At 57.8% G+C, this 21,825-nt stretch carries 16 protein-coding genes; 6 read left to right on the top strand and 10 right to left on the bottom strand.

Translation table 11 applies throughout. The features are described from left to right. Positions 1–124: 124 nt before the first annotated feature. The gene (locus tag Enr13x_RS28705; RefSeq protein ID WP_145390293.1) at positions 125–397 is read left to right on the top strand and encodes a hypothetical protein; all 273 of its coding nucleotides are present in this window, start codon (positions 125–127) and stop codon (positions 395–397) included. A gap of 252 nt (positions 398–649) precedes the next feature. Here Enr13x_RS28705 and Enr13x_RS28700 read toward each other — a convergent pair whose 3' ends face one another. From Enr13x_RS28700 to Enr13x_RS28680, 5 genes are all read right to left on the bottom strand, one after another. Further along, positions 650–2,521 carry a right-handed parallel beta-helix repeat-containing protein gene (locus Enr13x_RS28700; RefSeq protein WP_197455423.1) on the bottom strand — a complete coding sequence of 624 codons (1,872 nt, stop codon included), beginning with the start codon at positions 2,519–2,521 and terminating at the stop codon, positions 650–652. A gap of 1,018 nt (positions 2,522–3,539) precedes the next feature. Then, entirely contained in the window at positions 3,540–5,417 is a 1,878-nt protein-coding gene (locus tag Enr13x_RS28695) for a methyltransferase (protein ID WP_145390291.1), read from the bottom strand. Continuing rightward, on the bottom strand, positions 5,407–6,207 hold the full coding sequence (locus tag Enr13x_RS28690) for a class I SAM-dependent methyltransferase (RefSeq protein ID WP_145390290.1): 801 nt from the start codon (positions 6,205–6,207) through the stop codon (positions 5,407–5,409). Before Enr13x_RS28690 ends, Enr13x_RS28695 begins: the two co-directional genes overlap by 11 nt. Then, positions 6,204–7,409, bottom strand: coding sequence for a DUF3419 family protein (locus Enr13x_RS28685; RefSeq protein WP_145390289.1), 1,206 nt, complete (start codon positions 7,407–7,409; stop codon positions 6,204–6,206). The genes Enr13x_RS28690 and Enr13x_RS28685 overlap by 4 nt, the downstream gene beginning before the upstream one ends. 42 nt (positions 7,410–7,451) lie before the next feature. After that, a complete protein-coding gene (locus Enr13x_RS28680) occupies positions 7,452–8,357 on the bottom strand; it encodes a UDP-2,3-diacylglucosamine diphosphatase (protein WP_145390288.1) in 906 nt (301 codons plus the stop codon). A gap of 320 nt (positions 8,358–8,677) precedes the next feature. Here Enr13x_RS28680 and Enr13x_RS28675 point away from each other — a divergent pair, with 320 nt between their 5' ends. After that, positions 8,678–10,534 (top strand): hypothetical protein, encoded by a 1,857-nt coding sequence (locus tag Enr13x_RS28675; RefSeq protein ID WP_145390287.1) that lies wholly within the window; start codon positions 8,678–8,680, stop codon positions 10,532–10,534. Between the two features lie 291 nt (positions 10,535–10,825). Here the strand turns inward: Enr13x_RS28675 and Enr13x_RS28670 are convergent, their stop codons facing one another. Next, positions 10,826–12,466 (bottom strand): serine/threonine protein kinase, encoded by a 1,641-nt coding sequence (locus Enr13x_RS28670; RefSeq protein ID WP_145390286.1) that lies wholly within the window; start codon positions 12,464–12,466, stop codon positions 10,826–10,828. A gap of 223 nt (positions 12,467–12,689) precedes the next feature. Between Enr13x_RS28670 and Enr13x_RS28665 the strand changes: the two genes are divergently transcribed. Then, the gene (locus tag Enr13x_RS28665; protein ID WP_145390285.1) at positions 12,690–13,766 is read left to right on the top strand and encodes a cytochrome c family protein; all 1,077 of its coding nucleotides are present in this window, start codon (positions 12,690–12,692) and stop codon (positions 13,764–13,766) included. A gap of 300 nt (positions 13,767–14,066) precedes the next feature. Here the strand turns inward: Enr13x_RS28665 and Enr13x_RS28660 are convergent, their stop codons facing one another. The 4 genes from Enr13x_RS28660 to Enr13x_RS28645 form a co-directional block, all read right to left on the bottom strand. Beyond that, positions 14,067–14,873, bottom strand: a complete 807-nt coding sequence (locus Enr13x_RS28660) for a segregation and condensation protein A (RefSeq protein WP_145390284.1) — start codon at positions 14,871–14,873, stop codon at positions 14,067–14,069. Positions 14,874–14,887: 14 nt separating this feature from the next. Then, complete coding sequence (mqnC, locus tag Enr13x_RS28655) at positions 14,888–16,021, bottom strand: cyclic dehypoxanthinyl futalosine synthase (protein WP_145390283.1); 1,134 nt, start codon at positions 16,019–16,021, stop codon at positions 14,888–14,890. Then, positions 16,018–16,809 carry a menaquinone biosynthetic enzyme MqnA/MqnD family protein gene (locus Enr13x_RS28650; protein ID WP_145390282.1) on the bottom strand — a complete coding sequence of 264 codons (792 nt, stop codon included), beginning with the start codon at positions 16,807–16,809 and terminating at the stop codon, positions 16,018–16,020. Before Enr13x_RS28650 ends, mqnC begins: the two co-directional genes overlap by 4 nt. A 282-nt stretch (positions 16,810–17,091) precedes the next feature. Further along, on the bottom strand, positions 17,092–17,772 hold the full coding sequence (locus tag Enr13x_RS28645) for an RluA family pseudouridine synthase (RefSeq protein WP_231743837.1): 681 nt from the start codon (positions 17,770–17,772) through the stop codon (positions 17,092–17,094). A gap of 527 nt (positions 17,773–18,299) precedes the next feature. Here Enr13x_RS28645 and Enr13x_RS28640 point away from each other — a divergent pair. The 3 genes from Enr13x_RS28640 (at position 18,300) to Enr13x_RS28630 (ending at position 21,814) form a co-directional block, all read left to right on the top strand. Beyond that, positions 18,300–19,721 carry a DUF6513 domain-containing protein gene (locus Enr13x_RS28640; RefSeq protein WP_145390281.1) on the top strand — a complete coding sequence of 474 codons (1,422 nt, stop codon included), beginning with the start codon at positions 18,300–18,302 and terminating at the stop codon, positions 19,719–19,721. A gap of 174 nt (positions 19,722–19,895) precedes the next feature. Further along, the gene (locus tag Enr13x_RS28635) at positions 19,896–21,017 is read left to right on the top strand and encodes a serine/threonine protein kinase (RefSeq protein WP_145390280.1); all 1,122 of its coding nucleotides are present in this window, start codon (positions 19,896–19,898) and stop codon (positions 21,015–21,017) included. Continuing rightward, positions 21,014–21,814, top strand: a complete 801-nt coding sequence (locus Enr13x_RS28630) for an inositol monophosphatase family protein (protein WP_145390279.1) — start codon at positions 21,014–21,016, stop codon at positions 21,812–21,814. Before Enr13x_RS28635 ends, Enr13x_RS28630 begins: the two co-directional genes overlap by 4 nt. Positions 21,815–21,825: the final 11 nt, after the last annotated feature.

Below are 21,825 nucleotides of genomic sequence, written 5' to 3'. Positions count from 1 at the left end.
AAAATCGGACGGAGATTCCGATCCCCCGTTTGCCGGCGAGCAAAGCTTGCGAAACCCCTCCCCCGCTCCCCCCGCGGGCGGAGGCCATCGAGATCACCGAATCACCGTTATGAGAGCTCTCACCATGCGCATCTTGCACTCAGCCATTTTTACGTTCGCCGCCCTTCTCGGTAGTCTTGCCGTTGCCGGTCAACCCTCGATCCTGGTCCCCGCGGATGTCAAATTGTCCGCCAACGTTGACGTCCAACGGATGAAAGCCAACCCGCTCGGCCAGCAGCTGATCGGCGGTTTCCTGCAATCGGTGACCATCGATCGCAGCGGCACGAAGGTGTCGGTCAGCGTGGAGATCACACAAGACATGGTGGCCGAACAACTGTCCGCCGCAATGGGCAACTGAGCGATCCGGTGAGTGATCCAACTCGCTCCGACGCGCTTGCGAACCTGTCGATCGGAGCGAGATTCGCTGGGATCCGACCCGTCCTCTGCTTGTGGACTTGTCGGCCAGTCCCCTCGAGCAACTCAAGGTATTTTGCAAGCGGCCTGCTTTCGCCTCGGGCGTAAGCGACCGGGAACACCATGATTTACGTGGGCCGGCGGGCCGACAGGTTCTTCGCTGTGGTGAGATAACGAGGGCTTTTTCTCGTAGCGATCACACTTCCTGGAAGATCACGATCGGATCTTGGTTGAAGTCCGTGGCCGCATCGATATTCAAGACACCACCGAGCGTGCTGTAGATCGCGGTGCCCAGATTCGCATCCAACGCGAGGTTGTCTTTGAACTTGCTGGCAATGACGTCGACGACGCCGCCCCGATTGAAGATGCCGCCACCACGCATCGCCGCGACATTTTTCGACAGTTTGGTGTCTTCAGTTGTGAGCGTTCCACGGCTATAGATTGCGCCACCATCGCGGTCCGCGGCATTGCTTTTCAAGTCGCTTGCGACGATCCGCACGATCGTGGTATTGTCCAGCGCGGCAATTGCACCACCGTCGCGATCGGATTGATTGTCTTTAATCGTGCTCTCGATCACATCCAGCGTACTGTTGATTCGCATCATGATCGCGCCGCCATCACCGCTTGCGGTATTCCCCTGTAAAGAGCTGTCTTGAATCACAGTGGTGGATGATCTCTCAACAAAAATCGCACCGCCAGACCCGCCGGACCAATTGTCTTTCAAATGGCTGTCTCGAATCAATAGATTGGTTTCACGAGCCCGGATGGCACCACCGCTTAGACCGGAACTGTTTTCCTTGAATGACGTGTCCACAACGGTGAACGCTGAAGTTTCTTCGGAGTAAACTGCTGCACCGCCACCCCTCGCGACGGAATTGCCTACGAAGCTACCGTCATCAATGTCGATCGTCCCAGTCTCATTGCTGTAGATTGCACCGCCGGAAAGACGCGAGGCGTTGTCGCGGAACAGGCTGTCCAGCACGCTTAGGAATTCCGCCTGCGCTGAACCAATGGCTCCGCCTCCGGTGAGAACGGAACGATTGTCCTCGAATTTGCTGTCTTCGACTCTCAGACCGCTCCCAGCTTGCTGATGGATCGCGCCGCCTCGGCCCCTATTGCTCGTATTGCTGGTGAACTTGCTGTCGGTGACCAACAAGTCAGTGTTTTCGCTCTGAATTGCACCGCCCCGATCGTCAGCGAAATTGTCTTCGAACTTACTGTCATCGATTGAACTGGGAAGTGCCGATGTGAGCAGCACGGCGCCGCCATTGCCCGCTTGAGCTGCATTGCCGACGAACTGATTGTCACTGACCCGCAACTCGCTACTAAAAACGAAAATTGCACCACCGGCAAATTGCGTGGTGTTGTTTTCGAACCGGTCATCTTCCGACACCACGGTACCACTACCGGAAAAAATGCCTCCGCCGGCACTGTTGGAACGGTTGTCGATCCAGTGGTTGTCTTCAGAAACGAAGGTGCCTTCGTTATAAATTGCACCTCCATCAACGCCCGCCTGGTTTGACTGCAACGTGCTATCGGTAATGGTGAATTGGGCGAGATTGAAAACCCCACCACCCTGGCTGGACGCACTGTTGGATGTTAACTCGCTCTCCTCGATGCTAAGGGTCCCAAGGTTGAAGATGCCGCCGCCGAGGTTTGAACTGCCGCCCGTGATCTCCAGTTGCTTCATCTCAACAATGCTAGGGGCGTCGATCTGAAAGACGCGACAATTTCCACCCGCATTGATAACTGCCGTTCCTCCGATTCCCTTCAGTTCGACTCTTCCACTCGAGTCAGCAATCGTCAGTGGGCCAAGCGACAAATCATAATTGCCGTCCGGTATCTTAATCGTGTCGTCTCCAGGATTTGAGGCTGCGATCTCGATTGCTTCGCGCAAACTCGTTAATCCGTCTACTGGATTCACAACGTCGTTGAAAGTATCAACGGTTACCGCCAATAGATAGCGGCGTTCCATCGACTCCAGGCTCAATCGACGCGTACGATTTGAACTCGCATGATTGCGGCGACGTGATGAAAGTGTCTGACGAACGATTCCGATACGAAACATAAGTTGTCCCTTCGCTAAAGAATGCCCCTGAACGGGCGCGAGTCCACGTCCATCACTTCCGCTCGAAACGCACGTTCCAGCATCCATAATGTTCGCGCACAGGTTACACATCAGATTAGAAGTCGATGCAATATAGCGAGTGAATCCGACGGCATGTCAAGAACCGAAACTGATTCATCACTTTTGTCTTATGATTCAGCGGGACCGAAAGGATGCCAATAACGCGAACCAACTGTCGAAACATCACGTTGGCGATGATTGGGACAGACGTTCATGTCAGAATCGGATGGACGCAATTTCCTTCATCAATAGTTGCCTGAGTTAGCACCGCCGGAACAATAAGTGTCGGGTTCAAAGGTAGCGGAAGTCGTCGAGACTTTTGCGAGCCGCCGGCCCTCTCTGGCGTTTGCTTGCTGCACAAACGCCATCTCTCCCAGAGGGAGAGAGTCTAATTGGTTGCCAAGAGATGCCGTTATACAATCGATATCCCGAAAGGATCACAGCCAGTAGCCGGAGGTCAGCGCAGCGCCACCTCCGGGCCACGCACCCAATCCTCCCCTCGACCCCGGACGGGGTCGCAGCGAATTCCCGCACCGCCGCACGCAAATCACTTGCACGCAGTTCATCGGCGTCGCGGTGCATGCCGCGTCTTGATCTCATTGGTGCACTTCAAACATCCTAAGACGCTCGACTCCCTTCCTAATGGTCATCCGCATTCATCTGAATGACTTGAATGTGTCGGAGCCAGCTTGCAGCTCAAGACGAACGTTCCAGTCAAGAAAACGCAGGTGCGGAAGCGAGCCATTCAGGGCTGCCGTGATGGAACCGCGGCACCGCGGGATGTCGGTTTAGTCGGGATCAGCTGAGTCCATGGTGAGCCGCTGGCCGTAAGGCCTCGGGCGGGCGTCGCAGTGCCATGGCCGCTTTCCAGTCGCAGTGCCCGGCCGCTTACGCGTCGCGGCTCACGAGAACGACAGCCCGCTCGTGATCTGCCGCTAAAAGATGCTTCGCTGCGCGGTTAGAGCGGCAGGGCGCAAGCCCTCCGGTTCCTCATCTTTAATTCGTGCACCAGCACCAAGGCGTAGCAGGCGATGTGAGCGGCGATCAGCCAGCCGTAGTCGATGCGAAAGCCTTCTGCCAACGCCATGCCGCCGATCCCGATCATCGCACCAAGGATCATCGGGTGGCCGATGGTGCCGTACGGAAATCGGTCCACCCGCTGTGGTGCGTCGAATCCGAGTTCCGCCGAAAACAAGGTCCGCCGCATCCCCAGCACGCGAGCGGCGTAACCGGCCAGTGCGAATCCTGCCACCACCAACGCCAGCGATCCGTAGTGATGGTCAAAGTGCCAAGCGTACAGCCCCAAAAGCTGCGCCATCGCCAGCGTTTTGAAAAACATCGCGTCGCGGCGAAACGTGCCGAAGGAAACCGGTGTCCGTTCTTGCAACGTGCCGACGTAGATCGCGTAGTGCACAAAACTTGTTGCCGCAATCAAGATCGTGGCGTTTCCAAATGCGACACTCAATAACATCGCCGTCGCGACATAGGCCAGATTGGTCCAGCCGCAAAACCGCACCGCCAGTTCGAACAGACGTGTCCAGCCGAGCACCCAGCGGGCTTTGATCGCCAGCAACGTTCCATTGGGATTGATCGTCTGGACGAACAGATTGCGGGCACGGATGTCGTACCAGGTGGTCAATCGCCCCAACAGGTTTCCGTACCAGCGCATGCCGCGAGGGTAGGCGACGAAGTGTAATTTCAGGTTGACCCGGGGCACGGTTTGGCGCGCATCCACCTGACGCGTGATGTAGTGCAATTCGCGATTGAAGTCGAACGCGACCGCGTCGCCGTGTTGCAGACGATGGCTTTCCGGTTCACCGTAGTCTGGATGCGACATCGGAAAGTGGGTTGTCACTTCCAGGTTCTGGTTCAGCGACAACATGCATCGGTACAAGCGTGCTCCCGGAAAGATCGCCCAGGGACCGTCGACATGTCCCATGTAAAAAACGCTGTCCGAAGACGTCGTCTTCGGTGGGCCGGTGACGTACAACTCGTTCATGCCACCGACGGGCTGGACGTCATATCCGCTGCCGTGAAACGAGCGAATCCTTTTCATCAGCGTTTGCGAGTCTCCCAGTCGCCGAAACGACTCGGCCGCACCTTCCGACAGATCGGTGTGCCACCAGTGCGTGCTTTGGGAAACGTTCGGCTGTTTCTCGCGGACCCACTGCAGGATCGTGGCGAAGTCGGATTCATGTTGCCGGCCGGTGAGTTTTGTTTTGAGCACGGCCTTGCGGGCGACCAGCAACCGCAGCGGCGATTGGCGCCAGCGACCGGCAACCGCAATCAAAACTGGCAAGAGCAAGAGCGTGTGCTCGACGAAACGTTTCCACCAGCGGTTCGAATCCCGGTACGTGCTTTGAAACGTCGGCTCTCTGGCAAACCAGTGTGCGAGGTCTTGTCCGATGTAGCCGGCGACGACCGCGGCCACCGCCCATCCGAGAGGCGGCGTGATCAGAACGGCCGACGCGGCGATCATCGAAACGGCGACGGCGTGGATGCCCGCGATCCCCGCAGGCACCAACGCGACAACGACCGCGATTTGGATCGTCGCAACCAGGGCCACCGCGATCGGGGCCACCGCGATCGGGCTGAGCCCTGCGACAAGCGCGTAGACACCGAACAGGCCCAGGGGCGTGGTGAACAGGTGCAACGCCACATTGATCGGACGCCGATGGCAGCGGAGAAACCCACGACACAGTCGCGTCCAATCCGCCGCGACCGTCGATCGATCCGAAGGCCCGCCGCGGGAGGGTTGCAGACGAGACGCTGTGGCCTGATCGTGACAGATGCCATGCGGTCTTGTTGCCGCCGGGACAAGGGTCTCAACGGACATCGGTGCCTCGCTTCGTCCCGACAAACAAATAGTAAGGCGCTCGGATCAACGGCAGATAGGGAACTTTTCCCAGTCGCTCGCTGAAACGCGTGACCTCAAACTTGCGGTGCAGCATCGCGGTGTGATCGGGGCTTAGAAATACATTATCCGCACCGAACCAATGGGTCCAGAACGATCGGCGAAGCCAGTGATGTTGTCGATGCCCGTGGGCGGCGTACTTTCGCGACACATAAAAATCCACGACACCGATCACGCCGCCCGGTTTCAAGATCCGATACGCCTGTTCGATCGCTTCGAACCAGTCGGGGACCATGGTCAGGGAATAGGAAAACGTCACGATGTCGGCGCTTTCATCGGCTTGATCCCAACGCGTCACATCGGCCAGTGCAACCTGGGCATTGGTGATTCCCGCGTCGCTCAATCGGTCGCGTGCGACGTCCAGCAACGACGGCGAAAGATCGACCACATGAATGTGCCTTAAACCCGCGCAGCGATCACCGGCCCGCAGGATGTTCTCGCCGGTTCCGGCCCCCAGGTCGGCCCAAACCCCACCGATCGGAAAATCCAGGCCGTCGATCAATTCGTCACGACCGTGTAGCAGACGTGAACGAAACGAGTCGTAGTCGGACGCCTGGCCGCTGTAAAAACTCTCCAACCGCTCGGCGTGCGTCTTTCCCCGCACCGGATGAGCCAGCAGGTGCCAGATCACGCGCAGGTCGCTGGCCCAGGCCGATTTCTGGGCCACGGTCTGTTGGTTGCCGGTGCCCTTGGTGATGCCCGTGCTGCTCATGCTGCGACACCGTTCAGATCGGCGATGTAGAAGCTGCCGTAGGTGTGGACACGATCGGTGACATGCAACTGAGCCGCCAATTCTTTTTGGTAGCGAAGCAGTTCTCCCAGTTGGACGTGCGCGCCGTTAGCTTGGACCGTCACGGGATCGACGAAGTCAACATCCAGTGCCGCACTGCGCCACAGGATCCGCGTGTGTTGGGCCGATCGGTCGATGATGCTTTGCCATTCCGCGGCCAGCAAATCGGGGTGTCGTTCGTACAACCAATCCATGTGGTCCAGCAAGACGAATCGCGAGACGGGGGCGTCATGGACGCGCAGAAACGATTCCACCGTGTTGTTGTGGGTCGTCACGCGGTCCACCAATCCGCTGCGGAGTTGAGCGAACCCCTCAGGCGTCAGATACTCCGGGCAACAAGACGGCGTGTAGCTGCCGGTCAGATAGACACGCCAAAAGTAGTTGTCCTTCAGCGGGATCTTCTTGAACACCGTCTCGATTCGATCTTGGATAAAACGCCCGATGCCGCCGGGATAGCCGCGGTCGATCTGCATCCGCTGACTTCGCGGGACACCCAGCATCGCCAACGTCGTGTCGCGACGCAGCACCCATCGCATCGGTTTGGAGAACAACTGCTCCGAGACGCCGCGTGCGTCGTAGATCTCGGCTTGCTCCTGGACCGTTTCGGCCGAAAGGATTTCTTGAACGGATTCGCGCAGCCCCTGCGGCCGGTTGAGATAACCGTTGATCATCCAGGCAAAGAAGCCCGACGTTCCCCGAAAATAAAAACTCTTGCGTCGTGCCGACCCGTCAAAGAAGTCGAGTCGTCGATCCCAAATCGCGCGATCGGAACCACGCAGCGCCGGACGCACACGATCGTGGTAGATCGAGTGCCAGTTCGGGTGCAGGCCCTTGCCGAAAATCTCAAAGAAATCTTCGTACTCCAACGTCCGGATGGCGGCCATTTTCAGTTCCAACAGCGCGTTTTGCATCGCGTTCATGTCGACCGCGTGCACCGCCCTGGGGGCCTGTAACGCGTAATCGAGCGCGTTGCAGCCCGCCGACGTGATGACCAGTACCGTGTCCTCGGCGCCGAGGTCGAGCGCGCGACGATCAAGCCGCGGATCTTCCCAGCAGGTGTTGTAAACGAGGTTTCGCTGATGCACTGCGTTGAAGCAGCGTTTTCCAATCCATTCCGTGATCATTCCGGTGGTTTCCGTTGGCAAGGGTGTGTGTTGGGCGACGATTCAGTCGATGGAGGAAACGACACATTCGCGATCGGGGTTCGCTGCCGTGTCGTCAAAAACAGATTCGTTGGTGAGCGGCTCCGGTTGAAACACCGCTCTGGCGACCGGGGCCGACTGTCGTTGCCCGAGTTGCATCACTTGGGAATCGCCGTAGCGGCTGACGAGTTCCAGGTTGCCGTTGTGGCGTTCGACCAGGCCGGTGCAGTTCTCGACCCAGTCACCGGTATTGCAGTACAGCACCGAATCGGACCGTTTCATCACCGGCGTATGGATGTGTCCACAGATCACGCCGTCGCAGTCTTGTTGATGAGCGTGGTGCATGATCTTGTTTTCGTAACGGCTGATGAATTTCACCCCGCGTTTGACGCGGCCCTTGATCACCGCGCACGCACCGTACGGGTTGCGGTCGTGGTGCAGAAATCGATTCTTGACCCAGCGGTTGAAGCTGAGGCAGGCGTCGTAAAAGCTGGAACTTCCTTTGGAAATCCACTGCGCCCGGGTTTCGAAAAAATCAAACAGGTCGCCGTGTGTGACCAGAAATCGCCATCCGTGGAGCGTTTCCAAGATGAATTCGTCGGCGATGCGGACATCGGGAAATCCGGCCGGCATGACGCTGCGAAAGGACGCTTCACGCAGGAATGAATCGTGGTTGCCGGGGGTGTAGTGCAGCTGCGTCCCTTGCTGAACCAAATCCACCAAATGGCGGATGATGGCGTCGCAGGGTTCGGTCCAGTGCCAACCCGAATTGATTTTCCAAGCGTCAAAGAAGTCGCCGACCAGGAACAATTTTTCCGGGCGATAACGCTGGAGAAACGCCAGGCATTCTTCCGTGCGTGCGTGTTTGCATCCCAAGTGGACATCACTGACAAGCAATGTCCGTACTGAAAGCGGTGAGGTCCCACTCATGCCGATAACGCCTCTGCTCCTTGCGGAGTCGATGAACAACCGATTCCTTAGACAGGGGCAGAGCGTATCAGAAGAGTGTTGATATCTTGTTAATGCAGGGCGCAGCTTCGCGGAAGAAGTCATCTATTTTCAAAGCATGACAAGGCACTTGCAGCACGGATGCTCCCGGTTTGATCGCCCGATGGACCGAAGCTTGGTTCACCGCAAGCGACAAATCAAATAGACTTGCAGAACTCTCTGCACTTAGCGTTGAGTGCGGTGCCCTGAACCCTAAGAATTCCTGGGCCAAGTCCGTCATTCGAGTCAAACGCCATAATCGCATGAAACTCTATCAGTACGATCAAGCTGAGATTGAATCCGAGGTTGCAGAGTCTGCTGAGAATTTCGATCCGGCGGACTACTTTGCAGGCCTCCGACTTAGAATCGCGATCAAAACCGGTGTCGGGCAATTGATCGAAAGTGTTTCGGAGTTCAGCTACGACGAGACGAAGCCAGAACTCGAGCAGGGGCTCAAGGCACACGATGACATGGTGACGGCGTTTCTTGAGCGAGATATTCTTCCAGATCGACGACCGTTTGAGTCTGAGTTATGGCAGAACACGACGACGCGAGAACTCGTGCAAACGGCCCTGGTGTACTATCACGCGCGACTCGGAAATGAATCCGCGGTTGAGCGAATCAATCAATTGCTTCGCGATGGACCACACCATCAACGGTATGCATGCTTGGTCCTCTTGGAAGGCTTCGAGCTTCGGGACGTGCCTGATTTGCCGGAGCCATGGGTCGAATCGCTTCAATCGCTGGTTCGGCAGCGACCACACTTGTTGAAATTGCTTGCGAGTATTGCATCTGCAAAGAAGCTTCAGCAGTTGGTGCCAAGCCTTCTGAAGGCGCGCGATGGAATTGATCCTGACCAGGCAAATGAGATTTCTCTGGAAGTCATCAAGGTGTTGTCGGACAAGAATCAGCGACTGGGAATCCTCAACGAGCTATTGACGTCGCTCGATCATCGAGAGCTTCAATCCTGGTTTCGTGAGATTTCAGAACTGCATGATGACGGTGAGGATGCCAACTCGAATTCCGAAGTCATACGGCCAGTCTTGAATCAGATTTTTACAACCTTCTCAGAATCGGAATTTCGTGAGTTTCTGAATTCGTCGCGTGCCACAAATTACCCCCAGTTCGCGGACGAGGATCACCTCGAAATCCTCCGATCCATTGTCGCGACTGCGCAGCCGTCGATCGCAGAAGATCGCGCCGCATCCCGTGCGGCTGAAGCAATTGTACGTCTCGATCCAAAACGTGATTTGAACCTCTTATTCGCATCGAAGAATTGCTTCAACGTCTTCGCGAAGAAATTAATCGGCACTCTATCCGAAGACGAACCGGAGACCATCAACGCGATCGCCGCAGAGTTTCTTTCGAACGATCAACCTTACCACAAGCGACTTGGACGAGAGAGCGTCCTGCTTTTGTGGAATGAATGTGGGCCGCGTGGCAGGGAATTGCTCGTTAAACATCTGAGTTCCGTGTCGCTGGAAGGCCTGCAAGTCTTGGTGTGGCTGGCGGAAGAGTTCACGGTGCAAGACGCGTCGTCCCTGATTTGCAAGTTGGGCTTCGCGGAAATGGATCCCGACGAGCTGATTGAGAGGGCCCAGGGGAAACATCGGCTGACCCCAGGCCCATCCTCCGTCTTCACAATGATGCACATCTGCAATCGTTTGTGCGCGTTCGATGGCGAGTCCGGACAGATCCCTCCCGCCTACGATTTTCTGATCAAGACATTTTGCAGCGCGACGAACGGTCAGTTGTACGCCGACTCGATCGATATCGCTCCCGTGAACGAGGACGACGAGTACAGCGGCTGGAATATCTCGATGGTCTGCAATGGTGAGCCCTGCAAATTCAAGGTCGGCAATACCGGAGACTGTTACGATGTAGCCCCGGTCGAAAAAGAGCTGCATCGCGTTGCCAGAAAGCTAGGCATCAAGGAGCGATTCCACCTTGTGATCATGGAGTCCGGGAGCCAGTGCTGCGAGTACTTTTGGGGCAAGAAAGCAGCGGTGACAAAGCTTGCTGATCGAACTGCGATACCGCGGGCCGCACTGACCATTGATGGAATGGGTGATGTTCGCCAATCATACGTCCAGCGGATCCACAAAGCGATTGATTCTTAAGGATCGCGAAAAATCAATGGGGACGGGCGCAATACGATTGCCTTGGTTCCCTTTTCCCCAGCAAAGCGACCATCAGTCACCACCATTTTTTGACCACTCCACACGGTTAGGACCGTCGGAAGAATAAGTGGCGGGGATTGATTGTGGGATAGGCTTCCAGCCTGTCGTTTTCGCCATGACAGGCTGGAAGCCTATCCCACTTATTCTTCCGACGGTCCTTAGTAGACCTCTTCGCATCTCTTGGCAAGCTGGCACCGCGATTTGATGCCGGAGGCAGCTTCGCGGAAGAACTCATTTGTTTTCCATGAGTCGCTGTTGTGCGATGTCGATCAACGGCTTCAGGTCGGAGTTGTCGCCGTACAGTTCAACCAGGCTGTACCAGATCTTGCGCGCCTCGACGACTTGGTTTTCACTGAGCAATTGATCGGCTTCGTCCAGTCGTGCCTGAACGATCTTTGCCGCATCGCTTTCGACGGCAGATTTTTCTTCCAGGATCGCGATTTGAAACCGCGCCGCATTGACGGCGGTTTCGTATTCCGGATCGTCTCCCAAAACCGTCACCATGCTCCGGTACTTGTCGATCGCTTTGGCGAAATCGCCGTTGGCGGAAAACTCTTGCGCCTGCTTGTGCAACAGTTCGCCTTGGTTTTTGATCGGCAGGTTGTTTTTGATTTTGACCGACAACTGGTGCAAGAACTGTTTGACGTTGATCACGTCGACTTGTTGTTGGGCCCACTCGGCGTTCGGGCCGTCGGGAAAACGCACCAGCAGTTCGCGGAGCGGTTCGTCTTCCGCTTCGGCCAACGCCTTGCGCGTGTCCATCGCGATCAGACGTTCGGCGCGATCGCGGAGGGACTGTTCACTGGCGGGCCAGGCGACGTAGGCCAACAGCATCAACAACAAAACCAGGCCGCCCAGCAAGAACCAGGGCTGGTCGTGCCAAACCGTGTTGTCGGGGACTTCGTCTTCTTCCTCGATGGCATTCAGATCGATGACGCCACGTCCCAGCAACGTGCGGGCTTCGTCTTTGTCTCTTTGGTTGGTGACCTGCAACGGGCTAAATCCGCTGCTGGTGTGTTCGGCAACACTGGTGCGTGAGAGAGATCGTTTGCGGACTTCCACCAACGCCATTTTGACGGCGGTCGCGCTGGGCGGTCGGTTGGCCGGATCTTTTTCCAGCAATCGCATGATCAGCTTGTCGAACCAAATCGGACACTGCAACACGATCGATGCCGGTGTCGGCGGTTGCTCGTGCTGCACGTTCTCGCGGACCTCTTGCATCGTCTCGCCGCTGATCGGCAGGCGTCCCGTGATCGCCTGGTACAGCAACACGCCCAAGGCGTACAGGTCGGCGGAGGGTTGTAGCGGCGGCACCGAGTTGCTGACGACGGTCGCGACGACTTCGGGTGGCTGTCGGGCCACTTGATCGATCGAAGGCGGACGAGGCGTGCGAAACGGTGATCCGAACCGATCCGTGCGGAGATCCAGCAACACCGGTGCGAAGCCGGCAACGATGACCTTGTCAGGACAAATCGCGCCGTGGACCACGCCCTGGCCGTGCAGGTATTCCAACGCATCGGCGATGCCCTGGGCGATTTCCAAGACGTTTTCCCACGACAGTCGTCCCGTCCGCTCGATCTGGCTGGAGAGCGTTTCGCCGTCGACCAACTCATACGCCAGATAAGCGTCGGTTTCCTCAAACCCGCCGCCAAAACATTTTGCGATGCCGGGATGCGAAAGCGTCTTCAATTGCTCCCACTCGTCGGCCAGCGCACGCCTCGCTTCCGGCGTGCCGCCAAAGGGTGCCGAAAAAATCTTGACAGCGATCGATTTCTTCAGCTGCACATGGATCGCACGCCACACCGCACTGGTCGACGGATGGTCGCCAAGTTTCGATTCGATCGCGAGCGGGCCGAGGCGGCTTCGGGGCATCGTGGTAATCGCTGACTGAGGAGACGCAAGAATGGAATTCATAGCATAACCTCTGATGGCAAAATGTGGATGGCGCGAAAGAGGGGCGAGCGGATTGGGGGCAGGGTGACATTGCGTGACGTAAGCTTGGGTTCCGGCCAGCCTCCGATCGATGCGGTCGACGGCTTTGCCGAATCTGCCAGTTCTGACGATCCGATCGCCACCCGACACTTCGCAACACCACATGACGATTCGCCACCGCTCCTTGCGCACGGTCTTGTTTTCTCTGGCTGTCATCACAACGATTTCAGCAAACGCACAAACCAGTTGGGTCTCGGCCCAGCAAAACGATGGTTCGACGACCGCCCATCCTCTGGGGATCGCCACGCCCGCCGATCCCGATCGTGTGGTCGGGAACGACGCCTGCGTCAAATGCCACGCGTCAGAAGTCAAGGTTTGGCAGACGACGCCGCACGCGCTGACCTTTGACCAATTGCATCGCAAACCCGAAGCCAAGCAAATCGCATCCAAGCTGGGCCTCCGTTCGATCAAGCACTCCGGGCGCTGTGTCGCCTGCCACTACACCCAGCAATCTGACGCCGCTGGCCAGTCCGGTTCCGACGCGACGCATCACGTCGTTGCCGGCGTCTCATGCGAATCGTGTCACGGCGCCGCCAAAGACTGGCTGGATCTGCATCACCACTATGGCGGCGAAACGGTCACGCGTTTGACAGAATCTGCCGAGCACCGCGCCGAACGGATCGCGCAAAGTATTCGGGCGGGGATGCGCAATCCCGCCAATGCGTACCTGGTCGCGCAAAGCTGTCTGCGGTGCCACACCACGGCGGATGAGGAGTTGGTCAATGTCGGCGGTCACCCCGCCGGGTCACTGGACTTTGAATTTGTCTCCTGGAGCCAAGGGACGATCCGCCACAACTTTGTTCACAGCGACGGCAAGCAGAACGCGACGAGGACGCCCGAGCAGTTGCGGGTGATGTTTGTCGCCGGCATGATCGCCGAACTCGAGTCGTCGCTGCGGGCGACGGCCGTTGCGACCCAAAAAGCGACCTTCGCCATGACCGTCGCACAGCGCGCCAGCCGCGCCTCAAAGCGACTGCAAAGCGTTGCGGCCAAAGTCGAAGAACCGATCCTGGATCAAATCTTGAAGGTCGTCGCGGGCATCAAGCTGAAGCTCAACAACGAAGCCGAATTGACCGCCGCGGCGGATCAGATCGCCACGCTCGGCTACCGTTTCGCAGCCGAGTGCGACGGCCAAGGACTCGCCAACCTGGACCCGTTCATCCCCACGGCCCGCAAGTAACGCTGTGGTCCAAGCCTCCACAGCTTGCTAAAAGTGGCGTAAGCTTCCAGCTTGCGTCCCGGCAAGCTTCAGCTTGCCCCCCACCTCACGCCAAAGCTTGCGAAGCGGCAAGCTGGCAGCGTGCCCCACTGCAACCTGCAACGTGTTGACTCGTTCCCAGGTTCCGCCTGGGAACGCGATTCAACTCCGGCCCCGCCGGCGGACCGGAGAGGCGGAGCCTCCAAGACAGTGTGTTCCCAGGCGGAGCCTGGGAACAAGTCCGAACGTTAGACGAAGGCGCAACATGACATTCAGCATGCCCTACCGCGGCTGGCTGGGCAGGTTGGTGGCGATGATGCCGTCGTTGCCGTAGTTGTCGACTTCGTTGACGGCCAGGTCTTCGCTGTACTCCCCGGTCTTCACGATCACGATGTCGCCGGCTTCGTCTTCTTCGACCGCCGCACCGTGGTGTCGTGTCAGTTCCAACGTCGCGAGGAACCAGCCGATCAACGCCGACTTGTGGATCCCGCCTTCGACCAGATCCATCAATGCCACACGTTGCTGTGCCGCGAGGTGCGTGTGGATCTTTTGCATGTAGACGTGGATCGGGGTGTCATCGTAGATGACTTCGGTTTGCGGGGGGCCGGCGGATTCGCGCATGATCCGTCCGAAGGCGCTGACCAGGTCCCAGATTTCCAGATCGGCGATCGGTTGATCACCCGGGTCGATGCGGCGTCGCGGCAGATCATCACTCATCCGCTGGTAACGCTGTTGCCAACGGCCCGCCATTTCATCCAGCACCGCCGCCGCGTCTCGGATTTCTTTGTATTGCAGCAGTCGTTCGACCAGCTCGGATTGCGGGTCTTCGATCTGCTCGTCCTGCTCATCGGCGTCGACCGTTTGCGGCAGCACCGCTTGGCTTTTGAGTTCGACCAGGATGCTGGCCAGTTCCAGAAAGTCGCCGATGTCGGCCAGGTCCAATTCCTGAAGCAGTTCCAGGTAGTCGCCGTATTGATCGATCACTTTGGAAAGCGAGACCTCCATCAAACTCACCTCCTGGCGTCGCGCCAGGTAGAGGAGCAAGTCGATGGGACCGTTGTAGACAGCGAGTTCGACGCGGAATGGCATGGCCTAAGTTTAGCCTAAACCGCCAGTTGGACCAAATCTTTCGGCCCGGTGTGGCCGTCCGCCTGGATCGCCTTCTGCTCCAGTTCTTCGTCGACCAGGTTGTAAAACACGTCGCGTTGGCGCGGTTGGAATCCCAATTCTTCGATCGCCTGGCGAATTTGATTCAACGACATGAAGTGGACAGTTCCGGCTTCGGCGACGACGTTTTCTTCAATCATCAAGCTGCCCATGTCGTTGGCGCCGAACAGCATCGCCAGCTGTCCCATCTTCAAACCCTGCGTCACCCAACTGCTTTGGATGTTGGCGACGTTGTCCAGGAACAAGCGGGAAACGGCTTGGGTCTTGAGGTATTCAAATGAGCCCGACGCCGCGATGTGGCTCATGTCGGTGTTGTCCGGTTGGAACGTCCAGCAGATGAACGCCGTGAATCCAGCGGTCTCGTCCTGCAGGTCGCGAATCCGCTCGAGGTGCTCGATCCGTTCGGCCAGGGTTTCGACGTGGCCGAACATCATCGTGGCGGTGCTAATCCCGCCCAGCTGGTGCCAGACCCGCATCACGTTCAACCAATTGTCCGAATCGACTTTGCCGCGGGTCAGTTCATTGCGGACGCGGTCGACCAGGATCTCAGCGCCTCCGCCGGGAATGCTTCCCAGGCCGGCTGCTTTTAGCCGCGACAGGACCTCTTCGATCGGCAGGTTGTTCACCTTCGTGAAATGGTACAGCTCCGGCGGGCTAAAGCCGTGGATATTCACCGACGGGAACGCCGATTTGATGTCCGAAAGTAACTCTTCGTACCAATCGAGTTTGAACTTGGGGTGCAAACCGCCTTGCATCAGGATTTGGTTGCCGCCGACCGCCACCGTCTCTTCGACTTTGCGGAGCAGTTCTTCCCGCGGCAGCACGTAGCCTTCGTCGCTTTTGGGGCCGCGATAAAACGCACAGAAGTGACAGACGGCGGTGCAGATGTTGGTGTAGTTGATGTTCCGATCGACGTTGTAGGTGCGATACGGTTCGGGGTGCATCCGCCGCGAGACCTTGTCGGCGGCCGCGCCGATGGCGGCCAAGTCGTGGCTTTCCAACAGCGCCAGGCCTTCCGATGCCGAAAGTCGCTCGCCGGCAACCGCTTTATCCAGAATGTCCGTGATCATGATTCTTCAATCGATTCAGTAGTTTTCGTGTCCAGCAATCCGAGTTCTTCGCAACCGTCGCGAAACCGCCGCAGTCCCGCCAGCTCGGATTCGCCCAGTTGAAAGTGAAGGTTCTCGGCAAAATAGCGATACAGGTCTTCGTTTGTCAGCCCGTGTGCCGCCGCATGGGTTTGGGCGATCGATTCCATCGCATCCACGCCCGCATCGCGACAACGTTGCAGGATGTCGACCAGATCATCGGTGTTGATCCCGGGTCTGGCCACCCACATGGCGAAAACGAAGGGGGTTTCGGTGTAGCGGCACCAGCGGTCTCCGAGGTCCCAAATCTCATTGTAAACCCCCCGCTCGGGATGCATCGCCCGGTCTCCGATGATCAGCACGGCGTCGGCGTCCACCGATTCCGGTGACTGTTCCATCGACAGAACCGTCGTTTCGGGTTTCAGCCCGTGCATCTGCCAGAGCAACACACGGACCATCGCGGCACTGGTGCGGCTGCCTTCGTCCAGGGCGAGCCGCTTGATCTGCTTGACGGGCACTCGGCTGACCAACCGCACGCTCCAGACCGGCCCGCGACAGGCGATCGCGGCGTCGGAGACGATTCGATAGTCGTCGCCGCGAAAGTATTCGACCGAGGGGATCAGCGCGACGTCCAATTCGCCGTTGCGGAGCTGACTGGCCAATCGGCTGGGCAAGTTCAACGTCAACGAGTCACCGGGGCCAAGGGCGTCTTTGAGCCCGTGGATCAGCGGTTTGGTGTTTAAATAAGAAACGGCGCCCAGGCGAGTCATTGATTCCGACCGAATTTCAGTGGTGACGACGCGAAACGGTAAGTGGACCGTCGTAACGACGCGAGCGCAACACCTTAGCCGATCAATCGCCGCTCGCCGAGGTCATGATGTATTCAACCCTCCCGTGTGGAGGTCCTGCAGTTTGAAAGTCACCCTCCTGGCAGAAAGGACGTCGTGCAACGATCCGCTGAGCGTCTCTCCGTCAAACGACGAAAGCGTCCGTGTCTGTCGCATTTCGCATCTTTCCCAACGTCTACCCGCGAAGCGAATGATGTTGGCAGATTAAAATGGACACGCCGATTCGACTTGGATCAGGCGGCCGTTGGACGGGTCGTGAAATTCTAAGCGATGCGCGTGCAGCAGGATGCGGTCGGTGTGCTGTTTCGTCGCACCGCCCTGTTTCGCACCGCCCTGTGTCGCTCCGTAGGTTTCATCGCCGACGATCGGGTGGCCGCGTGATGCGGTTTGCAGCCGCAGTTGGTGCATGCGTCCGGTGATCGGGCTCAGTTCCATCAGGGTGCGATCGGCGGCCAGGTCCAGCGAAAGCGTTTTGACGACCGTGCTGGCCAGTTTTGCGCCGGGTGCTGCTTCGTCACAGACCTCCGCCCGCGGCTGGTCGTTCACCTTGCGAATGAAATCGTCCCACTGCTGAGGGCCTGTTTGGCCCACCTTGCATTGACCTTCGACCACCGCCAGGTACTGCTTACGAGTCTTGCGGCTTGCGAACTGGGCCGAAAGCAATCGCGCGGCTTTTTTGGTCAACGCGACCAGGATCACACCACTGACGAAGCGATCCAAGCGATGCGGAAAGGAAAGGTAGCGATCGGTGCGTGCGAATTGTCGATGCAGCCGACTTTCCAAGCTATCGATGCCCGCCGGTGCTTGAGTCGATAGACCGGCCGGCTTGTTGACTGCCATCATCAGATCACTTTGCCATAGCAATTCAATGTCCGATTCAGCCATCTGTGATCGAATCCGTCATGGGGAAGTGCGTCGACAGAGATTCAGCGATGCAGGTGCATCGCACGTGGTGGATCAAGCGAACTGTCGCGTTGGTCTCGGAAAAGTGGGATAGGCTTCCAGCCTGTCATTCCAGCATCAGCGATGCTGTGAAGCCCATTGAACCGGTTGAAGCACCGCAAACACAAGACGTTGCTCCGCGCGTGTCACGTTCAGCGCATAAAAAAACGAGAGATCCCGGCCACGACAAAGAGAAGTTTCAATCGGAATCGCAACTTCGCTTCGTACACGAATCTCTCGCTCATTGAAGTTGTACGCGTTGTCGCACATCAGTCAAGAGCGACTGGTGCGATCGGATTAAAAAAAATGAAGCGTTGGTGAGATGATTTCAACGACAATCTTGGACTTCCAACATCACTTCACGCCGTGCCGCGCGCGTGGGCGGCGCGCAACCGGTTAACCTTTATGACGGTGATTCCGTTTGAACGATTCCCGGCGTCCAAACACTTCCTTCTCTCGGCCAACGCGACATGCCATCGGCTCTCGAACTCTCCGAAACATCGCACTTGCACTTTGTCACCGGAACGCTTGCCCAGCATGCTGTCCGCGAGATCGTTGACGCGCTTGCCGGACGGCATGCGTTTGACTATTCGATCGGTGTCATGCCGATCACCGTTGCCGCATTGATGACCCCGAAATGGCTCGCGCGGAAGCTGGATTTGCCCAAGCAAACGACTCATTTGATCGTGCCCGGGTTTTGCGAATCGGGAATCGAAACGTTGCGCGATCACGTGGCGGCCGAAGTCGTTGTCGGACCGAATGATTGTCGCGACATGGCGGAACTGTTTGGGGAATCACGTTCGGAAATCGATCTCAGTCGGTATGACATCGAGATCATCGCGGAGATCAATCATGTGCCGAGGCTGAGCCGGGATCAGTTTTTGACCACGGCATTGCAATTGATCCGCGAGGGTGCGGATCGAATTGATGTCGGGTGTGATCCATCCGCACGCTTTGAATCGATTGCGGACTACATCGGCGCGGTGGTATCGCAGGGCGTTCCGGTTTCTGTCGATACGTTCGATCCATGGGAAGCGGAAGCCGCTTGTCGCGCCGGTGCGTCGTTGGTGTTGAGTGTCAATTCCCAGAACCGGGAGCATGCGGAGCGCTGGGGCACGGAGGTCGTCGTGATTCCTGATTCACCAACCGATTTGGCCAGTCTGGATGAAACGATCGAGTATCTGGCGCGGCGGAACGTCCCGATGCGATTGGATCCGATTTTGGAGCCGATCGGTTCGGGGTTGGCGGCCAGCATCGTGCGTTATTCGGAGGTGCGGCGGCGCTATCCGGAGTTGCCGATGATGATGGGCATTGGCAACGTGACCGAATTGACCGACGCCGATTCGGCCGGCATCAACACGCTGCTGTTGGGGATCTGTCAGGAGCTGAGAATTCAAAGTGTCCTGACCACCCAGGTGATCAATTGGGCGCGTTCTTCGGTGCGCGAGTGTGACCATGCCAGGCGTCTGGTGCACGCGGCGGTCCAAAACGGCATTCCTCCCAAAAACTTGTCCGACGAATTGGTGCTGCTGCGTGACCGAAGGCTGCGTTCATTTCCGCAGGACACTTTGGAGGGGCTTTCCGCGGCCATCAAGGACAATAATTATCGATTGTTCGCCCAGGATGATGCGATCCACCTGGTTTCGCGTCAGATCCATCTTTGTGAGCAGGACCCGTTTTTGCTGTTCGAGCGTTTACTGAACGCGCCGATAGCCGACAACGTGGACCGCGGGCACGCCTTTTACCTGGGGTACGAAATGGCCAAAGCATCGATCGCTTTGACCTTAGGAAAGCAGTACGAGCAAGATCGCGCACTTAATTGGGGGTTCCTGACCCGCCGCGAGGATTTGCACCGAATCGCTCGCACCAGCCGTCATCGCAAGGAGCCATAATTGCATTCACCCGCAACTGCGGGATTTGGGACCAACTCTCGCCTTTTGAATCTGGGCGGGCCGTGTAGACTGTAGTGTCCAAATGTAGCTGGCCGGTCAGGACGGAGAGACCGCAGAACGCTGCGTTTGATTTTGCCCCTCTCGCTATTCATAAAACGACGGACCGTCGCGACGATGGAATCCACCACACGATTCGAACCCAATCCAACGGTTACTTTTCGCGGCACCGTCAACACCAGCGGTGACGCGAAGCTCGTTCATTGGTATGACCACCTGATCGAGCGTCAGAAGGTCAGTTGGACGGGGCACCATCACATGCTTCGCCTGCTCGGCCGTGGCGGTCAGGGCGAGGTCTATCTGACGGAGTATCGCGGGACCGACGGGTTCACCGTCCCGGTCGCGATGAAAGTGTTCTCCCCGGAGCACTATCAAAGCGCCCGCGCCTACGACGAAGCGATGCGGCGGATCGCCACGATCGCCTCCAAGGTCGCGTTGATTCAGCACGACAACCTGCTGGCGGTGCAAAACTTTTTCGAACGTCACCGGATCCGCATCATGATGATGGAATGGGTCGACGGCTATGACCTTCGCCAGCTGCTCGCACCCAGTTGCCTGAAACTGTTGGGCCAGCACTTGGACAACCGTCGATTCAAGTACATCAACGACGTGATCATCACCAAGGGACCCGACCACTCGCGATTCAAGGCCGGCATCGCGGTGGCCATCATGCGTGAGTGTCTGGCGGCACTGGCGGCGTTGCATCGCGAAGGGATCGTGCATGGCGACGTCAAACCCGCTAACATCATGCTCAAACGTAGCGGCCACACCAAATTGATCGACTTGGGTTCAGCGATCGAATACAAGAATCCGCCCCGCGAACGCGAGTGCACCCCGATGTACGCGGCGCCGGAGATCTTGGAAAACGAATTGGCGACCCCACGCAGTGACCTGGCAAGTGTCGGCTACGTGTTGATCGAACTGCTCAGCGGACGAAACATTTTTGCGGGCAAAGAAAGCCTGCGTGATCTGGTGGAAGCCAAACTCACTTTGCCGTCGCGACTGGAAGAAGTGTTGCCGGTGGACATCAGTCGCAACGAATTGTTGATGAATTTTCTGGTCGGATTGATCTCGCCCGACCCGAATTTACGATTCCCCAATGCCGAAGCCGCCGAGCATGTCGATACCGGTGCGGCGGCATTTCATCGACAGTTGGTCATCGGTGACATGTCGACCGAATACAACAATGACATCCGGCTGTGGCTGGAAGAACTCCGACGACTCGAAATCGAATTGTGAATCAAGAACACTTGGACCTGGCGATCACGGCGGCGAAGGCCGGCGCCGTGGAATTGCTGAGCCGATGGGAAAACCGAACCGTCTCGGAAAAAGCCCCCAAAGATCTCGTCACCGATGCGGATCTGGCATCACAGAAAGCGATTCGCAAGATCCTGATGGAGGGTTACGACGGCTATGCGTTCGTCGGCGAAGAAGAGGGTGAAAATGATCCTCCCGCCGCGGTCCGCAGTGGCGACGCCGACGCGCCGCCGTGCTGGGTCGTCGATCCGCTCGACGGAACCGTCAATTATGTGCATCGCTTGCAATCCTTTGCCGTGTCGATCGGCCTGTACCACGCCGGAAAAATGCGGTTGGGCGTGATCCTGGATCCCGTTTCCAACGAACTCTTTTCCGCCGTCGATGGTGCCGGCGCACACCTCAACGGGCGGCCGATCCGAGCCAGCGATTGCGAAGACTTGTCCCAGGCGCTCGTCGCCTGCAGTTTTCCCGCCGGCGTCAAAGGGGATTCACCGGAAGTCACCCGGTTCGTCAAAGTCCTGGAGCGTTGCCGGTCACTCCGCCGCCTCGGCTCCTGTGCACTCAACATGTGCTACGTCGCCGCCGGACGCCTGGACGGTTACTGGGCGACCAACGTCTGCCCCTGGGACTCCGCCGCCGGAACCGTCATCGCACGCGAGGCCGGGGCACAACTGACCGCCTATGACGGATCCGAATTGGACGATTGGTTGCCCAAGTTCTGTGTCACCGCGACCAAGCCGATGCACGAAACCATGGTCGGCCTGCTCGGCAGCGATTGATCGGATTTGAC

Origin of the sequence: Stieleria neptunia (genome assembly GCF_007754155.1) — a bacterium.
GTDB lineage: Bacteria > Planctomycetota > Planctomycetia > Pirellulales > Pirellulaceae > Stieleria > Stieleria neptunia.
The sequence above is the reverse complement of the archived record's forward strand: the minus strand, read 5'-3'. Positions and strand labels throughout refer to the sequence as shown.